The organism is Variovorax sp. RA8 (genome assembly GCF_901827175.1).
Lineage (GTDB): Bacteria > Pseudomonadota > Gammaproteobacteria > Burkholderiales > Burkholderiaceae_C > Variovorax.
The window spans coordinates 3,706,304-3,733,282 of record NZ_LR594662.1 but is presented as its reverse complement, the minus strand read 5'-3'; the positions used below and the strand labels follow the sequence as shown (position 1 = coordinate 3,733,282).

General features: G+C 66.7%; 23 protein-coding genes and 1 tRNA gene. 11 read left to right on the top strand and 13 right to left on the bottom strand.

All coding sequences use genetic code 11. The annotated features are described in order from the left end of the window. Positions 1–46: 46 nt before the first annotated feature. Positions 47–4,024: an ATP-dependent RNA helicase HrpA gene (gene hrpA / locus E5P3_RS17420; RefSeq protein WP_232073471.1), complete on the top strand. Its 3,978-nt coding sequence runs from the start codon at positions 47–49 to the stop codon at positions 4,022–4,024. A gap of 76 nt (positions 4,025–4,100) precedes the next feature. On the opposite strand, the gene E5P3_RS17415 is transcribed toward hrpA, so the two are convergent. From E5P3_RS17415 to lptF, 6 genes are all read right to left on the bottom strand, one after another. Then, complete coding sequence (locus E5P3_RS17415; protein ID WP_106556648.1) at positions 4,101–4,259, bottom strand: DUF3309 family protein; 159 nt, start codon at positions 4,257–4,259, stop codon at positions 4,101–4,103. A 108-nt stretch (positions 4,260–4,367) separates the two neighbouring features. Next, positions 4,368–5,534: a pyridoxal phosphate-dependent aminotransferase gene (locus tag E5P3_RS17410; protein WP_174263077.1), complete on the bottom strand. Its 1,167-nt coding sequence runs from the start codon at positions 5,532–5,534 to the stop codon at positions 4,368–4,370. Beyond that, positions 5,531–6,472 (bottom strand): CysB family HTH-type transcriptional regulator, encoded by a 942-nt coding sequence (locus tag E5P3_RS17405; RefSeq protein WP_162587119.1) that lies wholly within the window; start codon positions 6,470–6,472, stop codon positions 5,531–5,533. Before E5P3_RS17405 ends, E5P3_RS17410 begins: the two co-directional genes overlap by 4 nt. 64 nt (positions 6,473–6,536) lie before the next feature. Further along, positions 6,537–6,908, bottom strand: coding sequence for a sirohydrochlorin chelatase (locus tag E5P3_RS17400; protein ID WP_162587118.1), 372 nt, complete (start codon positions 6,906–6,908; stop codon positions 6,537–6,539). Between the two features lie 8 nt (positions 6,909–6,916). Beyond that, on the bottom strand, positions 6,917–8,023 hold the full coding sequence (gene lptG, locus E5P3_RS17395; RefSeq protein WP_162587117.1) for an LPS export ABC transporter permease LptG: 1,107 nt from the start codon (positions 8,021–8,023) through the stop codon (positions 6,917–6,919). Continuing rightward, positions 8,020–9,129, bottom strand: coding sequence for an LPS export ABC transporter permease LptF (lptF, locus tag E5P3_RS17390; RefSeq protein WP_162587116.1), 1,110 nt, complete (start codon positions 9,127–9,129; stop codon positions 8,020–8,022). The genes lptG and lptF overlap by 4 nt, the downstream gene beginning before the upstream one ends. A 21-nt stretch (positions 9,130–9,150) precedes the next feature. Here lptF and E5P3_RS17385 point away from each other — a divergent pair, with 21 nt between their 5' ends. The 4 genes from E5P3_RS17385 to E5P3_RS17370 all read left to right on the top strand — a co-directional run bounded on the left by E5P3_RS17385 (position 9,151) and on the right by E5P3_RS17370 (position 12,834). After that, the gene (locus E5P3_RS17385; RefSeq protein WP_162587115.1) at positions 9,151–10,644 is read left to right on the top strand and encodes a leucyl aminopeptidase; all 1,494 of its coding nucleotides are present in this window, start codon (positions 9,151–9,153) and stop codon (positions 10,642–10,644) included. A 5-nt stretch (positions 10,645–10,649) separates the two neighbouring features. After that, a complete protein-coding gene (locus tag E5P3_RS17380) occupies positions 10,650–11,087 on the top strand; it encodes a DNA polymerase III subunit chi (RefSeq protein ID WP_162587114.1) in 438 nt (145 codons plus the stop codon). Next, the gene (locus E5P3_RS17375) at positions 11,087–11,479 is read left to right on the top strand and encodes a hypothetical protein (RefSeq protein WP_162587113.1); all 393 of its coding nucleotides are present in this window, start codon (positions 11,087–11,089) and stop codon (positions 11,477–11,479) included. Before E5P3_RS17380 ends, E5P3_RS17375 begins: the two co-directional genes overlap by 1 nt. A 137-nt stretch (positions 11,480–11,616) precedes the next feature. Next, positions 11,617–12,834, top strand: a complete 1,218-nt coding sequence (locus E5P3_RS17370; protein ID WP_162587112.1) for a branched-chain amino acid ABC transporter substrate-binding protein — start codon at positions 11,617–11,619, stop codon at positions 12,832–12,834. Positions 12,835–13,001: 167 nt separating this feature from the next. Here E5P3_RS17370 and E5P3_RS17365 read toward each other — a convergent pair whose 3' ends face one another. From E5P3_RS17365 to E5P3_RS17345, 5 genes are all read right to left on the bottom strand, one after another. Next, on the bottom strand, positions 13,002–14,450 hold the full coding sequence (locus E5P3_RS17365; protein ID WP_162587111.1) for an IS1182 family transposase: 1,449 nt from the start codon (positions 14,448–14,450) through the stop codon (positions 13,002–13,004). Positions 14,451–14,533: 83 nt separating this feature from the next. After that, positions 14,534–14,914 carry a response regulator gene (locus tag E5P3_RS17360; RefSeq protein WP_162587110.1) on the bottom strand — a complete coding sequence of 127 codons (381 nt, stop codon included), beginning with the start codon at positions 14,912–14,914 and terminating at the stop codon, positions 14,534–14,536. 176 nt (positions 14,915–15,090) lie between these two features. Further along, positions 15,091–15,181, bottom strand: a tRNA-Ser gene (locus tag E5P3_RS17355). Between the two features lie 36 nt (positions 15,182–15,217). Further along, positions 15,218–16,147, bottom strand: coding sequence for an SPFH domain-containing protein (locus E5P3_RS17350; RefSeq protein ID WP_162587109.1), 930 nt, complete (start codon positions 16,145–16,147; stop codon positions 15,218–15,220). A 35-nt stretch (positions 16,148–16,182) separates the two neighbouring features. After that, positions 16,183–16,608 carry an NfeD family protein gene (locus E5P3_RS17345; RefSeq protein WP_162587108.1) on the bottom strand — a complete coding sequence of 142 codons (426 nt, stop codon included), beginning with the start codon at positions 16,606–16,608 and terminating at the stop codon, positions 16,183–16,185. A gap of 118 nt (positions 16,609–16,726) precedes the next feature. On the opposite strand from E5P3_RS17345, the gene E5P3_RS17340 reads away from it, so the two are divergent. Both E5P3_RS17340 and E5P3_RS17335 read left to right on the top strand, forming a co-directional pair. Next, on the top strand, positions 16,727–19,021 hold the full coding sequence (locus E5P3_RS17340; RefSeq protein ID WP_162587107.1) for an arginine/lysine/ornithine decarboxylase: 2,295 nt from the start codon (positions 16,727–16,729) through the stop codon (positions 19,019–19,021). 137 nt (positions 19,022–19,158) lie between these two features. Then, entirely contained in the window at positions 19,159–19,716 is a 558-nt protein-coding gene (locus tag E5P3_RS17335) for a fasciclin domain-containing protein (protein WP_162587106.1), read from the top strand. A gap of 14 nt (positions 19,717–19,730) precedes the next feature. Here E5P3_RS17335 and E5P3_RS17330 read toward each other — a convergent pair whose 3' ends face one another. Then, positions 19,731–20,585 carry a DNA ligase gene (locus E5P3_RS17330; protein ID WP_162587105.1) on the bottom strand — a complete coding sequence of 285 codons (855 nt, stop codon included), beginning with the start codon at positions 20,583–20,585 and terminating at the stop codon, positions 19,731–19,733. A 70-nt stretch (positions 20,586–20,655) separates the two neighbouring features. Then, a complete protein-coding gene (fabI, locus tag E5P3_RS17325) occupies positions 20,656–21,438 on the bottom strand; it encodes an enoyl-ACP reductase FabI (RefSeq protein WP_162587104.1) in 783 nt (260 codons plus the stop codon). Positions 21,439–21,475: 37 nt separating this feature from the next. Between fabI and E5P3_RS17320 the strand changes: the two genes are divergently transcribed. Genes E5P3_RS17320 through E5P3_RS17305 form a run of 4 tightly spaced genes read left to right on the top strand, consistent with a single transcriptional unit; the run spans position 21,476 to position 26,957 of the window. Further along, complete coding sequence (locus E5P3_RS17320) at positions 21,476–23,272, top strand: extracellular solute-binding protein (RefSeq protein WP_162587103.1); 1,797 nt, start codon at positions 21,476–21,478, stop codon at positions 23,270–23,272. Positions 23,273–23,279: 7 nt separating this feature from the next. Next, positions 23,280–24,314: a microcin C ABC transporter permease YejB gene (locus tag E5P3_RS17315; protein WP_162587102.1), complete on the top strand. Its 1,035-nt coding sequence runs from the start codon at positions 23,280–23,282 to the stop codon at positions 24,312–24,314. A 4-nt stretch (positions 24,315–24,318) separates the two neighbouring features. Continuing rightward, positions 24,319–25,347 carry an ABC transporter permease gene (locus E5P3_RS17310; RefSeq protein ID WP_232073180.1) on the top strand — a complete coding sequence of 343 codons (1,029 nt, stop codon included), beginning with the start codon at positions 24,319–24,321 and terminating at the stop codon, positions 25,345–25,347. Then, the gene (locus E5P3_RS17305; RefSeq protein ID WP_162587100.1) at positions 25,344–26,957 is read left to right on the top strand and encodes an ABC transporter ATP-binding protein; all 1,614 of its coding nucleotides are present in this window, start codon (positions 25,344–25,346) and stop codon (positions 26,955–26,957) included. The genes E5P3_RS17310 and E5P3_RS17305 overlap by 4 nt, the downstream gene beginning before the upstream one ends. Positions 26,958–26,979: the final 22 nt, after the last annotated feature.

Genomic DNA, 26,979 nt, shown 5'->3' with positions numbered 1-26,979 from the left:
CGAATTCCCAGAAGCCCTGCCGGTGTCGGCACGACGCGACGAAATCATGGCGGCCATCGCCGGTCACCAGGTCGTCATCGTCTGCGGCGAGACCGGCTCGGGCAAGACCACCCAGCTGCCCAAGATAGCGCTGGCGATGGGCCGCGGCAAGCTCAACGCGCCGCCCGGGCAGGGCCGGCTGATCGGCCACACGCAGCCACGGCGCATCGCCGCCTCCTCCGTGGCCAAGCGCATCGCGGAAGAGCTGAAGACGCCGCTCGGCGAGGTGGTCGGCTACAAGGTGCGCTTCCAGGACCGCCTGTCGCGCGACGCCTCGGTCAAGCTGATGACCGACGGCATCCTGCTGGCCGAGACTCAGACCGACCCGCTGCTCAAGGCCTACGACACGCTGATCATCGACGAGGCGCACGAGCGCTCACTCAACATCGATTTCCTGCTGGGCTATCTGCGCGAGATCCTGCCGCGCCGGCCCGATCTCAAGGTGATCGTGACCTCGGCGACCATCGATGCCGAGCGCTTTGCGCAGCATTTCGCGTCCGCTCGCCCGGCGCCGGGCCGCCCCAAGGCGGGCGAAGCCCCCTCGGGGGGCAGCGACGACGCGCAGCGCGGAGCGTGGGGGCCGATGACACCGGCGCCGGGCCGCCCCAAGGCGGGCGAAGCCCCCTCGGGGGGCAGCGACGACGCGCAGCGCGGAGCGTGGGGGCCGATGACACCGGCGCCGACGATCTATGTCTCGGGCCGCATGTACCCGGTCGAGCAGCGCTACCGCCCCTTCGAGGAGTCGCGCGACTACGACCTCAACGACGCGATCGCCGACGGCGTCGACGAACTCTGGCGCGACCCGCGCGATGGCGGCGACATCCTGGTCTTTCTGCCCGGCGAGCGCGAGATCCGCGAGGCCGCGGACCACCTGCGCAAGCACCTGAGCCACCAGCCGCTGCTGCGCAACGCCGAGGTGCTGCCGCTGTTCGCGCGCCTGTCGCAGGCCGAGCAGGACCGCATCTTCGACAGCCACAGCGGCCGGCGCGTCGTGCTGGCGACCAACGTCGCCGAGACCTCGCTGACGGTGCCCGGCATCCGCTACGTGATCGACGCCGGTACGGCGCGGGTCAAGCGCTACAGCTTTCGCAGCAAGGTGGAGCAGCTGCTGGTCGAGCCGATCAGCCAGGCCGCGGCCAACCAGCGTGCCGGCCGCTGCGGGCGGGTGGCCGACGGCATCTGCATCCGGCTTTACGACGAGAAGGATTTCGAAGGGCGCCCGCGCTTCACCGACCCGGAGATCCTGCGCTCCTCGTTGGCCGGCGTGATCCTGCGGATGAAATCGCTGCATCTGGGCGATGTCGAGCGCTTCCCCTTCCTCGAGGCGCCGCAGCGGCGCGCCATTGCGGACGGCTACCAGCTGCTCAACGAGCTCGGCGCGGTCGATGATGCGAACGAACTCACGCCCATGGGCATGGAGCTGGCGAAGCTGCCGCTGGACCCGCGCGTCGGCCGCATGATCCTGGAGGCGCGCACGCGCGGCGCGCTCGAGGAGGTGCTGGTGATCGCCAGCGCGCTGTCGGTCCAGGACGTGCGGGACCGGCCCCTCGATGCGCAGCAGCAGGCGGACCAGGCGCACGCCAAGTTCGACGACGAGAAGAGCGAGTTCAGCGGGTATCTGCGGCTGTGGCAATGGATCCATGATGCGCGCGGCGGGGGCGCGGGGGAGCCTCGCGGTGGGGGCGCGCCCACCCACAAGCTCAGCAATCGCCAGTACGAGCAGCTCCTGCGCCAGAACTTCATCAACGTCCGGCGCGTGCGCGAGTGGCGCGACATCCATTCGCAACTGCTCACGGTGGTGACGGAGCACAAGTGGCGCGTCAACAGCGCGCCAGCGAGCTACGAGGCGCTGCATCTGTCCATGTTGGCGGGGCTGCTCGGCAACGTGGGCTGGAAAATGGAGGAAGAAGAGGCCTACCTCGGCGCCCGCGGCATCAAGTTCCACCGGCATCCCGGCGCACACCTCAAGAAGAGGCCCGGCCGCTGGATCGTTTGCGCCGAGCTGGTGGAGACCACGCGCCTCTTCGGCCGCGGCATCGCCAACATCGAGCCTTCATGGCTGGAGCAGGTGGCGGGCCATCTGCTGAAGAAGCAGTTGCTCGATCCGCACTGGGAGAAGAAGAGCGCTCAGGTCGTGGCGCTGGAGCGCGCGACGCTCTACGGGCTGGTGGTCTACAGCGGTCGGCGCGTTGAATTCGGCCGCGTCGATCCGGTTGCGGCGCGCGAGATCTTCATCCGCGAGGCGCTGGTCGGCGGGCAGTGGGAAAGCAAGCTGCCCTTCCTGGCCGCGAACCGAAAGCTGGTGCGCGAGGTCGAGGGCCTGGAGCACAAGTCGCGCCGCCAGGACGTGCTGGTCGACGACGAGCTGATCTACGCCTTCTACGACGCCCAACTGCCTCCCGACCTCGCCAGCGGCTTCGCGTTCGAGAGCTGGTACCGGCAAGCCTCGAGGGAGGCGCCGAAGCTGCTTTATCTGACGCGCGAGGAGCTGATGCGCCACCAGGCGGCGGGGATCACGACGCAGTCCTTTCCGCCGACGCTGCGATTGGGGGGCGTGGACTGCGCCGCCAGCTATCTGCACGAGCCCGGCGATCCCAGGGACGGGCTGACGGTGACCGTGCCGCTCTTCGTGCTCAACCAGGTGAGCGAGGAGCGCTGCGAGTGGCTGGTCGCGGGCATGCTCAAGGACAAGGTCCAGGCGCTGCTCAAGAGCCTGCCGCAAAAGCCGCGCGCGCGGCTGGTGCCGCTGCCCGAATCGGCCGCACGGCTGGCCGAGGCGCTGGGGGTGCCCGAGGCCTTCGGCCAGGGCTCGCTGACCGAGGCTCTGCTCAGGCGGGTGCGCAACGAGACCAGCCTGGACGTCAAGCGCACCGACTTCAAGCTCGACATGCTGCCGCCTCACCTGTTCATGAACCTGCGCGTGGTCGACGAACACGGCCGGCAGCTGGGCATGGGCCGCAACCTCGGTGCGCTGAAGGCCGAGCTGGGCGCGCAGGCGCGCGGTGCCTTCCAGGCGCTGGCGGGGCTGCAGGTGAAGGTCTCGCCGGATGCGCCACCCGCCGCGGATGCCGAGCAGGCCGCGCAGACCGCGGGCCGCGCCGCGACGAAGGAGGACGCCCCGCCGGCCCTCCCGGCGGGCCAGCGCTACACGAGCTGGAGCTTCGGCGAGCTGCCCGAGCTGATGGAGGTGCGCCGCGGCGCCCAGTCGCTGATCGGCTTCCCGGCCCTGGTCGATGCCGGCGACGCGGTGACGATCGAGGTCTTCGACGAGCCGGCGGTGGCCGCCGCCAGGCATCGCGCCGGCCTGCGTCGCCTGGTCGCATTGCAGCTCAAGGACGCGCTCAAGTACCTCGAGAAGAACATCCCGGACCTGCAGAAGATGGCGGTGGCCTACATGCCGCTGGGTACGGCCGAGGAGCTGCGCGGGCAGATCGTCGAGGTGGCGCTGGAGCGGGCCTTCCTGCAGGAGCCGCTGCCGGCCGACCAGGCCGCCTTCGAGCGCCGCGTGGAGGAAGGGCGCGGGCGGCTCACGCTGATCGCCAATGAGATCGCCCGCCTCGCAGGCACCATCCTCGCGGAATACACGCTGGCCGCTCGCAAGATCAGGGATACCAGGATCCAGCCCGACGCGACGGCGGACGCCGCGCAGCAGCTGCAGCGCCTGGTCGGCAGGCGCTTCGTTGCGCAGACGCCCTGGCCGCGGCTGGCGCATTTCGCACGCTATCTCAAGGCCATCGGCCTGCGGCTCGACAAGCTGCGCGCCGACCCGGCCCGGGACGCCCAGCGGCTGGCGGAGCTGCGGCCGCAGGAGCAGCGCTACTGGCGCCTGGTGGCCGAACGCAAGGGCGCGGTGGACGAGCGCATGGACGAGTTCCGCTGGCTGCTGGAGGAGTTGCGCGTGAGCTTCTTCGCGCAGGAGCTGCGCACGCCGCAACCGGTGAGCATCAAGCGGCTCGACAAGCTGTGGGCGCAGCTTCAAGGCTGAGAACCCGGGACGGCAGGCAAAAAAAAGGCCCACCGGGGTGGGCCTTGCTGTTGCGGCGCCGGTGGGCGCCGCCTTTCTATATGCGCCCCATGAGGAGCAGCACGATGACCACGAGCACGACGAGGCCCAGGCCGCCACTCGGCCCGTAGCCCCAGCTGCGGCTGTAGCCCCAGCTTGGCAGAGCGCCTACCAGCAGCAGGATCAGGACGATCAGCAGGATCAGCGAGAGCGACATGGAAGACTCCTTGGTGTTGTGTACCGAGCACTCATGGTCATGGTGAGCGGTGCTTTTGCCCGCCGGAAGGCGCGCCCTCCGGCGGTCAGGACTCTCCTACCGTTCGTGTCAGAGCCGGGCCAGCCGGTCGAGTGCCGCCCTGAGCGTCTCGTCCTTCTTGGCGAAGCAGAAGCGCACCACGCGCTGGTCGAAGCCCTCCGCGTAGAAGGCCGACAGCGGGATGGCGGCAACGCCGATCTCGCGGGTGAGCCACTGGCAGAAATCGGCTTCGCCCAGGTCGCTGACCTCGCGGATGTCGACGCACTGGAAGTAGGTGCCGGCGCTCGGCAGCAGCTTGAACCGGGTCTTCGCCAGGCCCTCGGCGAACAGGTCGCGCTTGCGCTGGTAGAAGGCCGGCAACTCCAGGTAGGGCGCCGGGTCGGCCATGTAGCTGGCGAGCGCGTGCTGCATCGGCGTGTTGACGGTGAACACGTTGAACTGATGCACCTTGCGGAACTCGGCCGTGAGCGGCGCCGGCGCCGCGACGTAGCCGACCTTCCAGCCCGTCACGTGGTAGGTCTTGCCGAAGCTGCTGACGATGAAGCTGCGCGCCGCCAGACCGGGCAAGCGCGCCGCGCTTTCGTGGCGCGCGCCGGCGTACACCATGTGCTCGTAGACCTCGTCGCTGATCACCAGTACGTCGGTCGGCGCGAGGAGTTCCTCGAGCCGGCGCATCTCGGCCTCGGTCCACACGGTGGCGCTGGGGTTGTGCGGCGTGTTGACGATGATCGCGCGCGTGCGCGGGGTGAGCGCTGCCGCGATCCTGTCGAAGTCGGGCCGGAAGCTGCCGGGGGTGAGCGGCACCCGCACCACCGTGCCGCCGGCCAGCTCGATATTGGGCGCATAGCTGTCGTAGCAGGGCTCGAGCACGACCACCTCGTCGCCGGCACGCACCACCGCGAGGATGGCGGTGATGATGGCCTGCGTGGCGCCGGCGGTGATGGTGATCTCGCTCGCCGGGTCGTAGCGGTGCCCATAGAGCGTCTCGACCTTCGCGGCGATCGCCTCGCGCAGAGGCAGGATGCCGGGCATCGGCGGGTACTGGTTGTGGCCGGCGGCCATGGCGGCGGTCACTGCTTCGAGCAGCTTGGGGTCGCAGTCGAAATCGGGGAAGCCCTGGCCGAGGTTGACGGCGTCCTTCTCGACGGCCAGCGCCGACATCACGGTGAAGATGGTGGTGCCGACGCTCGGCAGCTTGGTCTGCACGTTGGGGGTGCGCGCTACAGGGGCGTTCACAGTTCGTAATCCTGGTTGTGACCGGCCAATGCCTTGGCGATCAGGTTGCGGTCGAGCCGGTCGGAAAGCAGCTCGGCGAATTTGAAGACGAAGTTGCGCAGGTAGGAGCTGCGCTTGAAGGCGACGCGGGCGATGTTGCTGCCGAACAAATGGCCCATGGGCCGCACCACCAGGTCGGCATTGGAGTCGTCGCGCACCGCCATCTCGGCCACGATGCCGACGCCCAGGCCGAGGCGCACGTAGGTCTTGATCACGTCGGAGTCGATGGCCTCCAGCGCGATGCGCGGCGTGAGCTTCTTCTGCGCGAAGGCATGGTCGATGCGCGTGCGGCCGGTGAAGGAAGGGTGATAGGTAATGATCGGCTCGGCCGCGAGGTCCTCGAGGTGGATGCGCTCCTTGTCCGCCAGCGGGTGGGTCTTGGGCAGCACCAGCACGTGCTGCCACTCGTAGCACGGCAGGGTCACGAGCTCGGCGTAGTCCGCGAGCGACTCGGTGGCGATGCCGATCTCGGCGATCTCGTCTATCACCATCCGCGCCACCTGGTCGGGCGAGCCCTGGTGCAGGCTCACGTTGACCTTGGGGTAGGCCTCGCGCAGCCTGGCCACCGGCACCGGCAGCACGTAGCGCGCCTGCGTGTGGGTGGTGGCGATCGAGAGGGTGCCGCTGTCCTGGGCGCTGAACTGCTCGCCGATGCGCTTGAGGTTGCCCACCTCGCGCATGATGAGCTCGATGCTCGCGAGCACGTGCTGGCCCGGCTCGGTCACGCGCTTCAGGCGCTTGCCGTGCCGCGCGAAGATCTCCACGCCCAGTTCTTCCTCGAGCTCGATGATTGCCTTGGACACGCCGGGCTGCGAGGTGTGCAGGGCCTTGGCCGCCTCGGTGAGGTTGAGGTTGCGACGCACCGCCTCCTGCACGAACTTGAACTGGTGAAGATTCATAACAAATTCCGTCTTATTTCCGGATTTATTATGCCTTCGCTGTCTATCGAAAGCAGCGAAATGTTCAGGATCTGAGCGCCAGCCGGGCCAGCAGATCGAGGATCTCGGGCTCCTCGCCGACGGCGCGCGCCAGCTCCACGGGAACCTGCGGGTGCAATGCGCGCAATTCTTCGAGCAGCCGCGGCAGGTCTTCCCGCAGATGCTTGCCCATGCCGAGGAAGAGCGGCACCACGCGCACTGACCCGGCGCCACCGGCGACCAGCTCCGCCATGGCGGTTTGCAGGTCGGGCTGCGACAACTCGAGGTAGGCGCAGCGCACCTGCACGGCCGGATCGAGATCGGCGACGCGCCGCGCAACGGCTTCCACCGGTGCGCGCCAGCGGACGTCGCGCGAGCCGTGCGCGAGCAGCACGATGCCGAGAGCGCGTTCCTGCATGCGCGTCGCTAGCGCCGCAGCACCAGCCAGGTGAAGGCCGCCAGCGACATCACCGAATAGATCAGGCCGGGGGCCGCGGCGGTGATCCAGGGCCACCAGTTGCTCAGGTTGCCCAAGTAGCCGAACACGTTGTTCAGCAGGAAGAAGCTGATGCCGATCATCACGCCGCCGAACACGTAGGCCGTGATTCCCGCCTGGCGGAAATGCAGGTAGGCGAAGGGCAGGGCGAGCACCACCATCACCAGGCAGGAAAGCGGGTAGAAGACCTTGCGCCAGAACTCGATCTCATAGCGCTGGGCGGTCTGGCCGTTGGCGTCGAGGTGCTGGATGTATTCGAACAGATCGATGGTGCGCATGCGGTCCGGCCGCAGCAGCGCCACCGACACCATCTCGTTGGTGAGCGAGCTAGGCCAGTTCACGACCGGGGTTTGCGTGGTGGTGACTCGGACCTTGTCGGCATTGCCCGTGTCGTACTGCTGCTGCTCGACGCCGACCAGCGTCCACACGCCGTTCGAGATGTGTGCCTGCGAGGCGGAGGTGTGCGAGACCAGCAGGCCCTTCGGGCCGAACTCGAAGATGCGCAGGTCCTTCAGCGTGCCGTTGCGGGAGATCGAGGCCACGTTTACCGCATACGACTTGTCGCCCTGCTTTTCCCTGAGCCACGCGCCGGTGTAGCCCACCAGCGAATAGGTGCCCTGGTAGCGCGACTTCAGCAACTGGGCGGTGCGGTCTGAAGCCGGCGAGACATAGTCGCCCACCGCGAAGGTCAGGAACACGAAGCCGAGGCCCAGCACGAGCAGGGTGCGCAGCGCACGCCAGGGGCCGAGGCCGCTGGTGCGCAGGATCGTGTACTCGGAGCTCTGTGCCAACCGCGCCATGACGAAGATGGTGCCGATCAGCACTGCGATCGGCAGCAGCTCGTAGAGATGGCTCGGGATCAGCAGGGCGACGTACATCAGGGCCTGCGCCGCGCCGTAGCCCAGGGTGCCCGGCTGCCCGATGGCCTGCAGCTCGTCGACGAAATCGAAGAAGAAGAACAGGCTCAGGAAGCCCAGGGTCACGAAGGCCACCGCCTTCAGCACCTCGACGTAGATCAGTCGGCGAATGGTTTTCACGTTTCGGAACTCGCCGGCGACCGGCTGCGGACGGGGAACGGACGCCAGCTCCAGTTGAAATGGCGCTTGGCGAGCCAGAGCAGGGCGAGTGCCAGCGCCCCGCCATGCAGCGCCAGCATGAACCCGCCCATGCTGTAGCGGCCCATGCCGACCCAGTTCTGGCCGAGATTGAGCAGGTTGTAATAGAGGACGAAGGCGCACAGGGCGAACAGCAGGTTGCCGCTGCGGCCCACGCGCGGATTCGCGCTCGACACGGTCAGCGCGAGCAGCACGAAGTTGATGGCCGCGAGCACCATACCGATGCGCCAGGCCAGCTCGCCGTTATTGGCCACGCTGGGTTCGCGCATCAGGGTCAGGGTGGTCTTGGCACGCACCGGTGCGGCGCCGTTGGAGGGATCGATGTCGCTGCCGACCTTGGCGCCGTAGCTGCGGAACTCGCTGATCTTGAGCTCGCCGGGCAGCAGCGGGCGTTCCAGTCGCTGACCGTTGCTCAACATCAGGTAGCGCGAGTCGCCGATGCTTTCGATGCGGCCGCTCTGCGCAGAGGTGATGATCTGCAGGCCGCGCTCGAGCGAGGAGATGAACACGTTGCTGGCCGTGGCGCTGTCGGGCGCGTCCTTGTCGATGAAGAACACCCGCAGGCGTCCGGCCGACTCGCGGAACTCGCCGGGCGACACCCGTTCGATGTCGCTGCGGCGCTGGTACTGGTCGCGCATGCCCTGGGTCTGCGAGTTGGCCCAGGGCCAGCCGACCAGGGCGAACACGGCGATCAGCAGCAGGATCGGCCAGGCAAAGCGGAACAGCGGCGGCACGAAATCGGCAAGGCCGCGGCCGCTGGAGAACCAGATCACCATCTCGCTGTCGCGGTACATGCGCGACAGCGTGCCCACGATGGAGACGAACAGGCTGAGGCTCAGGATGGTGGGCATGTAGCCGAGCACCGTGTAGGTCATCACCAGGAAGACCTCGGAGGGATTCACGCTGCCCCTGGCGGCCAGGCCGAGCGTGCGGATCAGCATCATGGTCATCACGATGGTGATCAGCACCACCAGCGTGGCCCCGAAGCTGCGCGACAGCTCCTTGCGTATGGAGGAATGGAATAACATCGTCGAGGGAAAAAAAGGATTATGGACTTTCAACTCAAGACCCTCTCCACCGCCCAGGCTGCCACTGACAAATGCGATGTGCTGATCGTGCTCGCCGCAGCCGCAACCCCCCCCTCCAAGGATGTGATCGCGACGCTCGTCGCCGACGCCCGCAAGGCCGGCGACCTGGGCGACAAGGCCGGCAAGCTGCTGGCCTTGTACCGTCCGGCCCGTGTCGCTGCGCCACGCCTGCTGCTGGCCTCGGTGGGCGACGGCAAGCCTGCCTCGGTGCGCACCGGCGTGCTGGCGGCCGTGGCCGCGGCCAAGGCGGCGGATCCCAGGCGGGTGGCGATTGTCTTCGCCCAGCCGACCGACGCGGCAGGGCTGCGCAGCGCGGTGCTTGCGGCGGCCGACGCGAGCTATGTCTACACCGCCACGAAGTCGAAGCCCGAGCCGCGCTCCATTCGCCAGCTGCACTTCGGCGTGGACGATGCGGCGGCGCTGCGCGGGGCCTTCGACGAGGCGGCGGCGACGGTCGCGGGCATCGAGCTGGCCAAGGAGTGGGCCAACCGCCCCGGCAACCACTGCACGCCCACGATGCTGGCCGAGGCCGCGCAGAAGCTCGCCGCGCTGCCGCAGCTGAAGTGCGAGGTGCTGGGGCCGAAGGAGGTCCAGAAGCTCGGCATGGGCGCGTTCAGCGCGGTGGCGCAGGGCTCGGCCGAGCCACTGCGTTTCATCGTGCTGCGCTACCAGGGCGCTCCCAAGGATCAGGCGCCCGTGGTGCTGGTAGGCAAGGGCATCACCTTCGATACCGGCGGCGTCTCGCTCAAGCCGGCGGCCGAGATGGACGAAATGAAGTTCGACATGTGCGGCGCCGCCAGCGTGCTGGGCGTGTTCCGCGCGCTCGGCGACATCCGCCCCGCGCTCAACGTCGTGGGGCTGATCCCGACCTGCGAGAACATGAACGACGGCCGCGCGATCAAGCCCGGCGACGTGATCACCAGCATGAGCGGGCAGACCATCGAGATCCTCAACACCGATGCCGAGGGGCGCCTGATCCTGTGCGATGCGTTGAGCTACGCCAGGCGCTTCGATCCTGCCGTAGTGGTCGACATCGCCACGCTGACCGGCGCCTGCGTGGTGGCGCTGGGCGGCGTGCGCAGCGGCCTCTTCGCCAGTGACGACGCGCTGGCCGATGCGCTGCTGGCGGCCGGTGAGGCATCGCAGGATCGTTGCTGGCGCATGCCGCTCGACGAGGACTACGCCGAGGGCCTCAAGACCAATTTCGCCGACGTGGCGAACGTCGCGGGCCGCGCCGGCGGCGCGGTCACCGCGGCCAAGTTCCTGCAACGCTTCGCGGGCGACTTCCCTTGGGCGCACCTGGATATCGCGGGCACGGCGTGGAAGAGCGGGTCGGCCAAGGGCGCGACCGGACGTCCCGTCGGCCTGCTGCTGTCCTATCTGCTGGAGCGGGCCCGTCAAGGCGCCGTCCAGCCGGTGCCGCGCAAGGCTCGCAAGCACGCCAAGGCCCGGTAACTGCCATGACCGAGATCGACTTCCACTTCAACACGCCGGACAAGGTGAACTACGCCTGCCGGTTGCTGCGCAAGGCCGTCGGCGCGCGCGGCGCGCGCGTGGTGGTGGTCGCCGATGCGCCCATGCTCGAGGCGGTCGATCTCGCGCTCTGGACCTTCGCGCCCGCGGAGTTCATCGCCCACTGCCGCAGCGATGGCGAGCCGCACACGGTCGCGCGCTCGCCGGTGGTGCTGGCCGAGAGCTGCGATGCGCCGCTGCCGCACCGCCAGGTGCTGGTGAACCTCGGTCACACGGTGCCTGGCGGCTTCGAACGCTTCGACCGCCTGATCGACATCGTGAGCGGCGACGATGCCGACCGGCAGGCCGGCCGCATGCGCTGGCGGCACTACGCCGACCGTGGCTATGCGATCCAGCGCCACGACTTCGCGGGGAACACTGCCTGATGTCCGCCCGCACCCCGCCGCGTTTCGTGCCCACGCTCACCACCGTGCTCGAGGTGCCGGCCGAGTCGGTGCCCGCGAGCCAGCCGGTTCCCGAGCCGGCCGCCGCTGCGGACCCTTCGCAGGCGGTCGCGCTCGACCCACAGGCCCTGCTGTCGGAGTCCGACGCTTTCCGGGTCGAGGAGCAACTGCTGCATCGCGTGCTGCAACGCGTCGACCTCGCGCTGGAGGAGCGCCTGAGCGACACGGTGTCAGCCGCCGTTCAGCAGCAGCTCGACAAGATGATCCCGCGCCTGCGCGACGAAATCGAAACGGTGCTGCGCGAGCTGGTGAGCGAAGCACTGGCCCAGGAACTGTCCGACACCCCAGGGTCAACGCCACCTTTTCGCCCCTGATCCTTGGGCTACACTGCGCGCCAGGTCGAAGGCGCGAGGCGCTGAGGGTCTGCGGCGTGAAACTTGCTGAGGGTTCGCGCACGGATCAAAAGGCCGTATAGCTAGTGTTCTTATCCACCAATACTTGGAGGTTCCTCATGCAATTGAAATGGACTGCAGTCACGCTTGCAGCACTCACGCTCGTGGCTTGTGGCAAGAAGGAAGAAGCAGCGGCCCCGGCGACTGCGCCGGCACCCACCGCGGCAGCCCCTGCACCCGCGGCTCCTCCGGCCGATGCATTGGTGGTCAAGATCGGTCACGTCGGCCCGACCAGCGGCGCCATCGCCCACCTCGGCAAGGACAACGAGCTCGGCGCGCGCATGGCGATCGAGGACCTGAATGCCAAGGGCCTCAAGATCGGCGACAAGGTTGCCAAGTTCGAACTGCTCGCCGAGGACGACGCCGCCGATCCGAAGCAGGGCACCGCGGTCGCCCAGAAGCTGGTCGACAGCAAGGTCAACGGCATCGTCGGCCACCTGAACTCGGGCACCACCATTCCCGCTTCCAAGCTCTACAGCGACGCCGGCATCCCTCAGGTCTCGCCTTCGGCGACCAATCCCAAGTACACCCGCCAGGGCTTCAAGACCACCTTCCGCGTGGTGGCTGACGATACGCAGCTCGGCGGCACACTGGGCAAGTACGCGGTCGACACGCTCAAGGGCAAGAACATCGCCGTGATCGACGACCGCACCGCCTATGGCCAGGGTGTCGCCGAGGAGTTCGAGAAGGCCGTCAAGGCCGCCGGCGGCACGATCGTCGGCCACGAGTTCACCACCGACAAGTCGACCGACTTCAACGCCATCCTGACCAAGCTCAAGGGCGCCAAGCCCGACGTGCTGTTCTTCGGCGGCATGGACGCCGTGGGCGGCCCGATGCTCAAGCAGGTCAAGCAACTGGGCATGAACGTCAAGTTCATGGGTGGCGACGGCCTGTGCACCGGGGAACTGGCCAAGCTGGCTGGCGATGCGATCGGCGAAGAAATGGTGGTTTGCGCGGAGGCCGGCGGCGTCGAAGGCGACTTCAAGCAGCCGCTGGAAGACTTCAAGACCAAGTTCAAGGCGAAGAACGGTGTTGATGTGCAGATCTATGCGCCGTACGTGTACGACGCGGTCAACGTACTGGCCGAAGCCATGGTGAAGGCCGGTTCTTCCGATCCCGAGAAGTACCTGCCGGAGCTCGGCAAGATCCAGTACAAGGGCGTGACCGGCCCGATCGCCTTCGACGAGAAGGGCGACATCAAGAACGGTGCGCTGACGATCTACACCTACAAGGGTGGCGCGCGTACGCAGATCGCCGTGGTGCGCGGCGCGAGCTGAAGCAAGTCGCTGCATCTGCCGAAAAGGGCCGAGGCTGTGTAGAAACGCGCAGCGTTGTCACGCCGGGCGGTTCGCCTACCGAGTTCACCCAGTGTTCTGGTGCGTCAGAACCCGTATTCCAGGCCTCGTGACGTCCGTTGTCTACGCGCACGAAGACACACCGGGGCTCATGCCCCCGCCAGCCGCATCGCCTTCATCGTTCTGGCAATACCCAGCACACTCATCACCCGCTTCAGGTTGTAAGCCAACACGTGAAGACTCATCTCGGTGCCGACGTGCTCCATGGTCTTCATCAAGAAATGCGTCGAACCCATCCAGTACTTCAGCGTTCCGAACACATGTTCGATGGTGGATCGTCGAAGTGTCATCGCATCGAGCTTGCGATCCAGCCGTCGTTGAACGCGTTCCAGCACTTCCTCATGTTCCCAGCGACGAATGCGGCGGTAGTCGCCAGTTGTGCATTGGTCCTTCATCGCGCAGCGTGGGCACGCACTGGTCCAGTAAACGCCAGCCTTGAGACCGCTCTTCTCAAGCGTGCTGTACCGATAGATTGCCCGCTCCCCTGCTGGGCACTGGTACTCGTCAGCGCTGGCGATATAGATGAAGTCGGTCTTGTCGAAGCGCCCCTCAGCCTTGGCATTCGATGTCATCGGCTTGGGCACGAAGGTCGTGATGCCGGCGTCCTCGCAGGCCTTGAGTTCCGTGCCGCTGAAGTAGCCACGGTCGGCGAACGCCTGCACCTTGCTCCTGCCCATCGCTTCGCGCGCGGCCAGCGCCATCTTGCTTAGCTGGGCTCGGTCATTGCCGACGTTCGTCACTTCGTGCGCAACGATCAGGTGGTGCTTGCGGTCCACAGCTGTCTGGACGTTGTAGCCCACTAAGCCTGTGCTCTTGCCTTGCTGGAGCATCGAGCGGGCGTCGGGATCCGTCAGCGAGCGCTGTTGGCCCGGTTCGCTCTTCAGCTGCTCCTTGGTCTCGTCCAGTTGCCGCATTTGCTCGCGCAGTTTGCTGATCTTCTCCTGCAGCCGTTCTGCCTTTGCTCCCAACTCGGCAGGTTGCGTCCGGTCCGCCGTCTCCAAGGCATCCAGGTAGCGCTGAATGCTTTGCTCGATCTGTTCCTTGCGCGCGTCGATCTTCCCAGGCGAGAAGTTTCGGTCTCGACTGTTCACCGCCTTGAACTTGCTACCGTCGATGGCCACGACGCCTTGGGAGAAGAGCTTGAGCTGGCGGCACAGAACGATGAAGCGTCGGCAAACGTTGCGGATCCCAGCGCCATTGCTGCGCCTGAAGTCGGCAATGGTCTTGAAGTCCGGTGCGAGCCGGCCTGTAAGCCACATCAGTTCGACGTTGCGTTGCGCTTCACGCTCCAGGCGTCGGCTGGACTGGATGCGGTTGAGGTATCCGTAGATGTAGAGCTTGAGAAGCACCGCCGGGTGGTAGGACGGGCGTCCGGTCGTTGCGGGATCTGCACCGTCGAAGCCGAGTGTTTGCAGATCCAATTCGTTCACGAAGGCATCGACGATGCGCACCGGGTTGTCTTCACCAACATAGTCATCGAGACACTCTGGCATCAGCGTGACCTGCTGTCGGTCCGCGCCTTCGATGAATCGCTTCATGGGCCACCTCGCTCAAAACGGGTTGACTCAATATAGACGACGGATTGACGTTTTCACACAGCCTCGGCCCTCAGGGGCCCTTTTTACATGGCGCTGCGGCTGGCGTCGTTGCAGTAGTCGAAGAAGGCTTCGAGCTCCCTCGACTTGTCGAACACGGCATCCGCGCCCAAGGCCGTGCAGCGTGCCCGTATGTCGGCATTGACGTAGTTGCTCAGGACCACCGCGCGCTGGCTCGCGCTGCGCTGCCTGCAGGTTCTCAGCACGCCGAGACCGGAGCCCTGCTTGAGGAACACGTCGATCACCACCAGCTGCCACTCGCCGGCGTGTGAGGCCAGCCAGGTGGCCGCTTCGTTTTCGCTGTCGGCGCAACCCACGACCTGGGCGCCGACCAGGTCCTCGAGGGCAGGGATCAGGTTGTCGCGGATCGTCTTGTTGTCTTCGACAAGGAAGGTGGAGAGCGTCATACGCTTTCTTGCCTGTGAAGCCGAAAGCCTACCGCGCTGCAGCATGCGCGGTCGCGCCCAAGCCGCCCGCGGTCGCGTAGGATAAGGCGCACGAATATGAGGCAGCGGGGGCGACTGAAGGACATCGGCCCGCATGAGCAAAGAAGCCCGCTTTCGCGGGCTTCCTGAACATTGAGTGGCGGAGCAGGCGGGATTCGAACCCGCGGAGGGCTATTAACCCTCACACGCTTTCCAGGCGTGCGACTTAAACCACTCATCCACCGCTCCGAAGCCCGCGATTGTAGCAGCGGGGAATGAGCGTTTTCAGGCGGTACTCGACGTCTTTCCGGCCTGCACCATGCGCATCGCCGAGGCGATGAGCGCGGCGGTTTCGTTCATGTTGCTGGGCACGATCAAGGTGGTGGTGGCATCGGCCGCGACCTTGCCGTAGGCATCGACTGCGCGCTCCGCAACCTTGAGTTGCACGGCCTGCTCGCCGCCGGGTTGGCGGATGGCGGCGGCCACGCGCTCGATGGCGCCCGCCGTGGCCTCCGCCACCGCCGTGATGGCCGCGGCCTCGCCCTGCGCGTTGTTGATCTGGGCCTGCTTCTCGCCCTCGGAGCGCGCGATGAAGGCCTCGCGCTCGCCGGTGGCGATGTTGATCTGCTCCTGGCGGCGGCCTTCGGAGGCCGCGATCAGCGCGCGCTTCTCGCGCTCGGCCGTGATCTGGCGCTGCATCGCCTGCAGGATTTCCTTCGGCGGCGTCAGGTCCTTGATCTCGTAGCGCAGGACCTTCACCCCCCAGTTCAGGGCCGCCTCGTCGATGGCGGCCACCACCTGCGCGTTGATGATGTCGCGCTCCTCGAAGGTCTTGTCGAGTTCGAGCTTGCCGATCACGCTGCGCAGCGAGGTCTGCGCCAGTTGCGTCACGGCCACGATGTAGTTCGACGAGCCGTAGCTTGCACGCATCGGATCGGTGACCTGGAAGTAGAGGATGCCGTCGACCTGCAACTGCGTGTTGTCGCGGGTGATGCAGATCTGGCTCGGCACATCCAGCGGGATCTCCTTCAGGCTGTGCTTGTAGGCCACCTTGTCGATGAAGGGGATCAGGAAGTTGGGCCCGGGCGTCATCGTGTTGTGGTACTTGCCCAGGCGCTCGCGCACCCAGGCGTTCTGCTGCGGCACGAACTTGATGGACTGGCTGATGACGATGATCGCGATGACCAACAGGACCAAGGGGACGGTGAATTCCATGAAGTTGCTTCCTCGTTGTGCTTGTTGCTTGGGGATCAGATCTTGTCGACGACCAGCCGGCTGCCGATGATCTCGGCCACCCGGTGCTCGCCGACGGTCGGCGTGGCGCCCGGGCGGGGCACCACGGTCCATTGCGCGCCGCGGTAGCGCACGGTGGCAGTGCCGTCCGGGTTCCAGGCGTCGACAAAAATGCTCTCGCCGATGTCCAGGTTGATATCGCGGTTGGCGGCGGCCGGCGGCTCGGCCGGGCGTTTGCGGCGGATCGTGTGCCAGACGAGCACCGCTCCGACGCCGACGACCGCTGCCACGACCAGCTGGGTGGACATGCCGGCGCCGGCGTGTGCCGCCACCGCGGCGGCCGCGAAGCCCGCGCTCAACAGCAGCAGGTAGACGGTGCCGGACAGCAGCTCCAGCACGATGGCTCCCCCCGCAATCAGCCACCAGACGGTGGAACTCGCCATGTCACGACTCCTCTGTAAGTGAAGGCACGACATTCTGTGTCAAAAGGGCAGCGATTCCTTCATCTGAATTCCGTACACTTCGCGCCTGTTTGCTTGTCCCGTGCCCCGGAGCCCCCCCATGAAATTCCGCTTTCCGATCGTCATCATCGACGAGGACTTCCGCTCCGAGAACACCTCGGGACTCAGTATCCGCGCCCTGGCCCAGGCCTTCGAGAGCGAGGGCTTCGAGGTGCTGGGCGTCACCAGCTACGGCGACCTGAGCCAGTTCGCCCAGCAGCAGAGCCGCGCCAGTGCCTTCATCCTGTCGATCGACGACGAGGAGTTCACCCCCGGGCCCGATCTGGACCCGGCGGTATTGAACCTGCGCAACTTCATCGAAGAGGTGCGGCGCAAGAACGCCGACGTGCCGATCTACATCTACGGTGAGACGAAAACCTCACGCCACCTGCCGAACGACATCCTGCGCGAGCTGCACGGCTTCATCCACATGTTCGAGGACACGCCGGAGTTCGTGGCGCGCCACATCATCCGCGAGGCCAAGTCCTACCTCGAAGGGGTGCAGCCGCCGTTCTTCAAGGCGCTGATCGACTATGCGGAAGACGGCTCCTACTCCTGGCACTGCCCCGGCCACTCGGGCGGCGTCGCCTTCCTCAAGAGCCCGGTCGGCCAGATGTTCCACCAGTTCTTCGGCGAGAACATGCTGCGGGCCGACGTCTGCAACGCGGTGGAGGAATTGGGCCAGCTGCTCGACCATACCGGCCCGGTGGCGGCCAGCGAGCGCAACGCGGCGCGCATCTTCAACGCCGACCACTGCTTCTTCGTGACCAACGGCACCAGCACCAGCAACAAGATGGTGTGGCACCACACCGTGGCGCCGGACGACGTGGTGGTGGTGGACCGCAACTGCCACAAGTCGGTGCTGCACGCGATCATCATGACCGGCGCCATTCCCGTCTTCATGAAGCCGACGCGCAACCACTTCGGCATCATCGGCCCGATCCCCAAGAGCGAGTTCGAGCCGGCGGCCATCAAGGACAAGATCCGCGCCAACCCGCTGCTCTCGCATGTCGATGCCGACAAGGTCAAGCCGCGGGTCATGACGCTCACGCAGTCCACCTACGACGGCGTGATCTACAACACCGAGACGATCAAGGGCATGCTCGACGGCTACGTCGACACGTTGCATTTCGACGAGGCCTGGCTGCCGCACGCGGCCTTCCACCCCTTCTACGGCGCCTACCACGCGATGGGCAAGCGGCGTGTGCGGCCGAAGGAATCGCTGGTGTTCGCGACCCAGTCTACCCACAAGCTGCTGGCGGGCATCAGCCAGGCCAGCCACGTGCTGGTGCAGGACTCGCAGAACCGTGCACTCGACCGCGACCTCTTCAACGAGGCCTACCTGATGCACTCCTCGACCAGCCCGCAGTACGCGATCATCGCCAGCTGCGACGTGGCCGCCGCGATGATGGAGCCGCCCGGCGGCACCGCGCTGGTGGAAGAGAGCATCCTCGAGGCGCTGGACTTCCGCCGCGCCATGCGCAAGGTGGAGCAGGAGTTCGGCAAGGACGAGTGGTGGTTCAAGGTCTGGGGCCCCGAGAAGCTGGTGGAGGAAGGCATCGGCCGCGCCAGCGACTGGATCATGCAGGGCGAGTCGCGCAGCGGCCCGAACGCCAGGAACGGCGCACGCAACTGGCACGGCTTCGGCAAGCTCGCCGACGGCTTCAACATGCTGGATCCGATCAAGTCGACCATCGTGACGCCGGGCCTGGACCTGAACGGCAAGTTCGCCCCCACCGGCATCCCGGCGAGCATCGTCACCAAGTTCCTGGCCGAGCACGGCGTGATCGTCGAGAAGACGGGGCTCTACAGCTTCTTCATCATGTTCACCATCGGCATCACCAAGGGCCGCTGGAACACGCTGCTCACGGCGCTGCAGCAGTTCAAGGACGACTACGCGCGCAACCAGCCGATGTGGCGCATCCTGCCGGAGTTCTGCCAGAGCCACCCGGGCTACGAGCGCCTGGGGCTGCGCGACCTCTGCCAGCATGTCCACGAGCTCTATGCGCGCCACGACGTGGCCCGGCTCACGACCGAGATGTACCTGAGCGATCTCCAGCCGGCAATGAAGCCCAGCGACGCCTTCGCCCACATCGCGCATCGCAAGACCGAGCGGGTGGAGATCGATCACCTCGAGGGCCGCATCACCACGAGCCTGATCACGCCGTACCCGCCGGGCATTCCGCTGCTGATCCCGGGGGAGGTCTTCAACAAGAAGATCGTCGACTATCTCAAGTTCGCGCGCGCGTTCAACAGCGAGTGCCCGGGCTTCGAGACCGACATCCACGGGCTGGTGGCTCGGTTCGACGAGAGCGGCAAGAAGCGCTACTACGCGGACTGCGTGCGCGCGGGCTGATCGCTGCGGCGCGGCCGCGCATCGCGTGCCTGGACGCAGCATTGTTCGGGTGCCCGCAAATCCAATCGGGCGCGGCTTCCGTATTGGTTGCAGCCGCCACCATTCCGGTGCCGGTCCAACCCCAAGGAGCCTTCATCATGATCAGCAGATTCCACCGCCTTGCCTCCCTTGCCCTGGCGGTCGCGTTCACGACCGGCGCCGGCCTCGCTTCCGCGCAGGTCATGGTCGGCGGCGCGCCGATGTACGCGACCAAGGACATCATCGACAACGCCGTCAACTCGAAGGACCACACCACGCTGGTCACCGCGGTCAAGGCCGCAGGGCTGGTCGAAACCCTCAAGGGGCCGGGCCCCTTCACCGTGTTCGCGCCGACGAATGTGGCTTTCGCCGCCTTGCCCGCGGGCACCGTGGACACGCTGCTCAAGCCCGAGAACAAGGGCCAGCTGACGGCCGTGCTGACCTATCACGTGGTGCCCGGCAAGCTCGACGCCGCCGCGCTGGGTAGCCAGATCATGGACGGCAAGGGCACGGCCACGCTCAAGACCGTGGCTGGCGGCACGCTCACCGCCAAGGAAAGCGGCGGCAAGATCATGGTGGGCAACGAGAAGGGCGGCTGGGCCACCGTGAGCACCGCCGATGTCTACCAGTCCAACGGCGTGATCCACGTCGTTGACAAGGTACTGCTACCCAAGTAAGGGCACGGCGGCGCCTAGGAGGACAACGCGAGGTCGTCCCGTACCCGCAGGAAGCGCGCGAACCTCGGCAGGCCGCCGGGGTTCGTGCCGTTGTAGCGATAGCTGACCCAGCTTCCCACGGCAGGCGGCTGGTCGCGCTGCGCGTCGCTGAAGCCGCCGCCCAGCTTGAAGCGCCTGCCTTCGGGCGTCTCGACCAGCAGCGCGCCCATTCGGCCGGCGTGCCGTCCGCGGCCCGGTACGTGCGCCAGCACGCGGGCGTCCGCATCCTCGTAGGGCTTGAGCTTGAGCAGGTCGGCTGATCGTTCCGTGCGGTAGAGGGAGGCACCCCGATGCAGCATCAGGCCTTCGCCGCCCATACGCATCGTCTTGTCGAGCAGCGCCTGCAGGTCCTCGTGCGTGCCGGCCCGCGCCTGCGGCACCGGCACCACCCATGGCGCGTCCTTCAACGGCAGCAGCTTGCGCAGCGCCGCCAGCCGTGCCGTGAAGTCGCCGGGCTGGGCCGGCAGGTCGAAGACCATGAAGCGGATGTTCCGCCAGGCCTGCTCGTTCGGCGTCTGGTCCCGGACCGTGGACACCGTCTCCGCGAAGCGCCCGCGGCCCGCCCACAGCTCGCCGTCCATCGGCACCGCCGGCAGCGCTGCGGCGAACCAGGCGGGAGCGGCCACGCGCTCGCCGCCACGCGTCCAGAGCTGCCTGCCGTCCCAGTAGCCGCGCACCCCGTCGTACTTCTCGCTGACCCAATAGTCCGCCAGCGGCATGCCGCGGCGATAGACATCGGCCAGCATGAGCTTCGGCGCGGCTGCATGCGCCAGCGCGAAGGGCGCCAGCGCAAGCGCCGTGCCGAGAAGCAGTAGCTTTCGACGATCCATGTGTTGTTCCCTGAATGATCTTCTTGTGTTGACGCGGGCCGGCCCGCCGCCGGCAGATGGCCCCGAGCGGCTATTCGGCGATGCCGCCCACCACCTGGCTGAAGCCGCCGTCGACGTAGGTGATCTCGGCCGTCACGCCGCTGGCCAGGTCGCTCAGCAGGAAGGCGGCGACGTTGCCCACTTCCTCGATGGTGACGTTGCGGCGAATCGGCGAGACCTCGGCCACCACCGAGAGGATCTTGCCGAAGCCCTTGATGCCGCTGGCTGCCAGCGTCTTGATCGGTCCGGCGCTGATGCCGTTGACGCGCATGCCCTTCGGGCCCAGTGACTCGGCCAGGTAGCGCACCGAGGCCTCCAGCGAGGCCTTGGCCAGGCCCATGGTGTTGTAGTTGGGCAGCGCGCGTACGGAGCCCAGGTACGTGAGCGTGAGCAGGGCCGACTTGTCGTTGAGGTAGGGCAGGGCCGCCTTGGCCATGGCGGGGAAGCTGTAGGCGCTGATGTCATGCGCCACCTTGAAGCCCTCGCGCGACAGGCCGTCGAGAAAATCGCCGGCGATCGCCTCGCGCGGCGCGAAGCCGATGCTGTGCACGAAACCGTCGAACCTGGGCCAGGCCTGGGCCAGGTCGGTGAACAGCTTGGTGATCTGGGCGTCGTCGCCGACATCGCAGTCGAACACCAGCTTGGAGCCGAAATCGGCGGCGAACTCGGTGATGCGGTCCTTGAAGCGCTCGCCCACGTAGCTGAAGGCAAGCTCGGCCCCTTGCTCATGGCAGGCCTTGGCGATGCCGTAGGCGATGGAGCGGTTGCTCAGCACGCCGGTGATCAGGAATTTTTTGCCGGAAAGAAAGCCCATGAAGCGACCTCGTGAAAATCTTGGGCAGAATTCTCGCATGCGAGGTTGGCTGCTCTTGGGGTTGGCGCTCTCGGCAGCCCCGTCGTGGGCTGCCTATGCGTACGCGCAGTTCGGGGATATCAAGTACCCGCCGGACTTCAGGCATTTCAGCTACGTGAATCCGAACGCGCCCAAGGGCGGCGAGATCCGCATGGTGCCGCCGACGCGGCCGACGAACTTCGACAAGTTCAATCCTTTCACGCTCAAGGGCACCGCGCCCTACGGCATCGGCGCCTTGCTGTTCGAGAGCCTCTTGACCGGCAATTCGGAGGAGCCGACCACGGCCTACGGGCTTCTGGCCGAGGACGTCGAGGTCGCAGGCGACAGGCGCTCGGCGACCTTCCGCATCCGGCCCAACGCGCGCTTCAACGACGGTACGCCGGTGCTGGCCGCCGACGTCGTGCATTCCTTCACGACCCTCACGGGTCCGCTGGCGGCACCCCAGTTCCGCACGATCTATGCAGAGGTGAAGGGTGTCAAGGCGCTGGGCGAGCGAATCGTGCGCTTCGACTTCGCCAGCCCCAATCCCGAGCTGCCGCTGGTGGTCGGCGGCATGGCCGTGTTCAGCCGGTCATGGGGAGCCGGCAAGCCTTTCGACCAGGTCACGACCGAGGTGCCGATCGGATCCGGTCCTTATCAGATCGCCAACCCGCGCATGGGGCGCGACATCACCTATGCGCGCGATCCGAACTACTGGGGTGCCGACATCCCGGTGCGCAAGGGCTTCTTCAACTTCGATCGCATCACCTTCAAGATCTATCTCGACGACACCTCGCGCTTCGAGGGACTCAAGGCCGGCGAGTTCGACTTCATGCGTGAGTTCACCTCGCGGAACTGGGCGCGCCAGTACACCGGGAAGCAGTTCGCATCCGGCGAACTCGTCAAGCGCGCGTTCGAGAACCAGAATCCTGGCGACTTCCAGGGCTATGTATTCAACCTGCGCAACCCGAAGTTCAAGGACATCCGGGTGCGGCAGGCCATCGGACTCGCGTTCGACTTCGAGTGGCTCAACAAGCAGCTCTTCTACGGCCTGTACAAGCGGGTCCAGGGCTACTACCCGAACAGCGAGTTCCACGCCGAAGGCTTGCCCAAGCCGGACGAACTGGCGCTGCTCGAACCGCTGCGCGGCAAGCTGCGCCCCGAGGTGTTCGGTCCCGCGGCGATTCCGCCGAGCACAGCGCCTCCGGGGAGCCTGCGGGAGAACCTGCGCAAGGCCAGGAATCTGCTGGCCGAGGCGGGCTGGACGTATCGCGATGGCGCCCTGCGCAACGAGAAGGGCGAGGTGTTCACCATCGAGTTCCTGAACGACCAGCCTTCGCTGATCCGCGTCGTGACCCCGCTGCAGACCGCCTTGCTGAAGCTGGGCATCCGGATGAGCTTCCGTACGGTGGACTTCTCGCTCTCGCAGCAGCGCATGGACAACTTCGACTTCGAGATGACGTCGGTGCGCCTGCCCGGCACCACGGCTCCGGGCGGGGAACTGCTGGAGTTGTTCGGCTCCAAGGCGGCGGCCACCCACGGCTCGCAGAACATCTGGGGCATTGCGGATCCCGCCGTCGATGCCCTGCTGCAGAAGGTCGTGAGCGCGACGACCCGGCCCGAGCTCAGCGCCGCAATGCGCTCGCTCGATCGCGTGCTCTCGCATGGGCACTACTCGGTGCCCCAGTACTATGGCGACGCCTTCCTGATCGGCTACCGGCCTCGGCCCTTCGTTCTGCCGGACCGGATCCCGCCCTACTACCAGGCCGATACCTGGGCCATGAGCACGTGGTGGGCATCGCCCTCCAACAAGTGAAATCGCGATGGCCAGCTACATCCTCAAACGCCTGCTGCTGATGGTGCCCACGCTCTTCGGCGTGCTGCTGCTGACCTTCGTCACGGTCCAGTTCGTGCCGGGCGGGCCGGTCGAGCAGATGGTGGCGCAGCTGCAGGGGCGGGATTCGGGCGGCGAGCGCGCGGCCAGCTCGGGCGCCGGCTACCGCGGCCGGCAGGGCCTGGACGAGAAGCGCATCGAGGAAATCAAGAAGCTCTACGGCTTCGACAAGCCACCTGCGGAACGCTTCTGGATGATGCTCAAGTCCTTCGCCCGCTTCGACCTGGGGACCAGCTTCTACCAGCACAAGGACGTCTGGGAACTGGTCAAGGAGAAGCTCCCGGTGTCCGTCAGCCTCGGCCTCTGGACCTTCTTCATCAGCTACCTGATCGCGGTGCCGCTCGGCGTGGCGAAGGCCGTCCGTGCCGGATCGCGATTCGACACCGTCACCACGCTGATCGTGCTGGTGGGCTATGCCATTCCGGGTTTCGTGCTGGGGGTGGCATTGCTCGTGGTATTCGGCGGGCAACTCCAGTGGTTCCCCCTGCGCGGACTGACGTCGTCCAACTGGGACAGCCTGGGATGGGGTGCGAAGATCGTCGACTACCTGTGGCACATTGCGCTGCCGGTGACGGCCATGGTGCTGGGGAGCTTTGCCGTGACCGCGATGCTGACCAAGAATTCCTTCCTCGAGGAGATTCGCAAGCAGTACGTGCTGACCGCGCGCGCCAAGGGACTGACCGAGCGCAAGGTGCTTTGGAAGCACGTGTTCCGCAATGCGCTCATTCCGATCATCACGGGCTTTCCAGCCGCCTTCATCGGCGCCTTCTTCACCGGGTCGCTGCTGATCGAGACCCTGTTCTCGCTCGACGGGCTGGGCCTCCTGAGCTACGAGAGCGTGATCAGGCGCGACTACCCTGTGGTGCTCGGCACCCTCTACCTTTTCACCCTGATCGGCCTCGTGACCAAGCTCGTTTCCGATCTCTGCTACGTCCTCGTGGACCCGAGAGTGAAGTTTGACTAGCGCGGTGCCCTCCGTTTCCCCCGCCCGGCGCGCCTGGCTGCGCTTCAAGCGCAACAAGCTCGGATTCTGGAGCCTGGTGCTCTTCAGCGTCCTAGTGGTCCTGAGCCTGTTCGCCGAGATTGTTTCGACCGACAAGCCGCTCGTGGTGCGCTACGAAGGGCAGACCTACTTCCCGGTGCTGCGCGACTACTCCGAGAAGACCTTTGGCGGCGATTTCGAAACGCCCGCAGACTATCTCGATCCGTTCATCCGCGAGCGAATCACCCAGGGCGGCAACTGGGCGATCTATGCGCCCAATCCCTACGGCCCGAAGACGCTCAACTACTTCGCGACATCGCCCAACCCGGCCGCCCCTTCGAGGGAGAATTTCCTGGGCAGTGACGACCGCGGCCGCGACCTGCTGGCGCAGCTGATCTACGGCTTTCGCGTCAGCGTCCTGTTCGCGCTGGCGCTCACCGCCATCGGCGTGGTGCTGGGTATCGTGACGGGGGCGCTCCAGGGCTACTTCGGCGGGAAGACCGACCTCGCTTTCCAGCGCTTCATCGAGATCTGGAGCTCCATGCCCGAGCTCTATCTGCTGATCATCTTCAGCGCCATCTTCGCGCCCAGCGTGGCGCTGCTGCTGGTCCTGCTGAGCCTGTTCGGCTGGATGGGCCTGTCGGACTACGTGCGCGCCGAGTTTCTGCGCAATCGGCAGATGGACTATGTGCGGGCCGCGCGCGCGCTCGGTGTGGGCAATCTGCAGATCATGCGGCGCCATATCCTGCCCAACAGCATGACGCCGGTCGTGACCTTCCTGCCGTTTCGCATGAGTTCGGCGATCCTGGCGCTCACCTCGCTCGACTTCCTGGGCCTGGGCGTGCCGCCGGGCACGCCCTCGCTGGGCGAGTTGCTGAGCCAGGGCAAGGCCAACATAGATGCCTGGTGGATCTCGATCTCCACCTTTGGCGTGCTTGTCGTGACGCTGATGCTCCTGACCTTCATGGGCGACGCATTGCGCGATGCGCTCGATCCGCGGAAGGCCGACAAGTGAGCGCAGCGCTGCTTGAGGTGCGGGGCCTGCGTGTCGCCTTCGGTGGCAAGGAAGTGGTGCACGGCATCGACTTCGGCATCGCGCCCGGCGAGAAGCTGGCCCTGGTGGGCGAATCGGGCTCCGGCAAGACCGTGACAGCACTGAGCCTGCTTCGGCTGGCCCTCAACGCCGAAGTGTCCGGCCACGCGCGGCTGGCGGGGAACGGGGAGGGCGCCGGCCCGCGCGATCTGCTGACCCTGCCCGAGCGCGAGCTGCGCGCCATCCGCGGCAAGGAGGTCGCGATGATCTTCCAGGAGCCGATGACCGCGCTGAACGCGCTCTACACCGTGGGTGACCAGATCGCCGAGGTTCTGGAAGTGCACGAGGCGCTGCCCAAGCGCGCGGCGCAGGAGGCGGCGGTCCAGCTCCTGGCCGACACCGGCATCCCGGAGCCGGCGCGCCGGGCGCGGGCCTTTCCGCACCAGCTTTCGGGCGGCCAGCGCCAGCGCGCCATGATCGCCATGGCCCTGGCCTGCAAGCCGCGCCTGCTGCTGGCCGACGAGCCCACCACGGCGCTCGACGTGACGGTGCGGGCGCAGATCCTGGACCTGCTGGCCGACCTGCAGGACAAGCACCGCATGGCCATGCTGATGATCACGCACGACCTCAACTTGGTGCGCCGCTTTGCCGACCGCGTAGCGGTGATGGAGAACGGTGCGATCGTCGAGCAGGGCGCCGTGGCCGAAGTGTTCGGCAATCCGCAGCATGCCTACACCCGCATGCTGATGGACAGCCGACCCGCGCGCGATGTGCCGCCCGTGCCCCCCCAGCAGGAGCCGCCGGTGCTGGAGGCCCACGGCCTGCGGGTGGGCTACCCGGTCTCGCGTCCCGGCTTTGCCGGCTGGTTCCGCAAGGGCGAGTTCGTGGCGGTGCAAGGCGCGGATTTCCGCATCGGGCAGGGCGAGACACTGGGAGTGGTGGGGGAGTCGGGCTCGGGCAAGTCGACCCTGGCCCTGGCCGCCCTGGGCCTGCTCAAGCACGGTGGCAGCCTGGCCGTCGCGGGCCAGCGCTGGAAGAGCGGCCGGGCGAGCGACCGCGCGCTGCGCCGGCAGATGCAGGTCGTGTTCCAGGACCCGTTCTCCTCACTCTCGCCGCGCATGACGGTGGAGCAGATCGTCGGCGAAGGCCTGACGGTGCATGCGCCCGAGTTCGACACCGCCGCCCGCCGCGTGCGCGCGCTCGAGGCCTTGGCCGATGTGGGCCTGACCGAGGCCCAGTTCCCGTCGCTCCTCGATCGCTATCCCCACGAATTCTCCGGCGGCCAGCGCCAGCGCCTGGCCATCGCGCGGGCGCTGATCGTCGACCCGCGGCTCCTGGTGCTCGACGAGCCCACCAGCGCCCTCGACGTCACCATCCAGAAGCAGGTGCTGGGCCTGTTGCAGCGCCTGCAGCGCGAGCGCGGCTTGAGCTACCTGCTGATCACGCACGATGTCGAGGTGATCCGGGCCATGGCGCACCAGGTCATCGTCATGAAGGACGGTGCGATCCTCGAATCCGGCGCTGCCCTGCGGGTCCTCGATGCGCCGGAGCATCCCTACACGCAAAAGCTGGTGGCCGCGGCCATTGGCTGATTAAAAGAATCCGGAACGTATC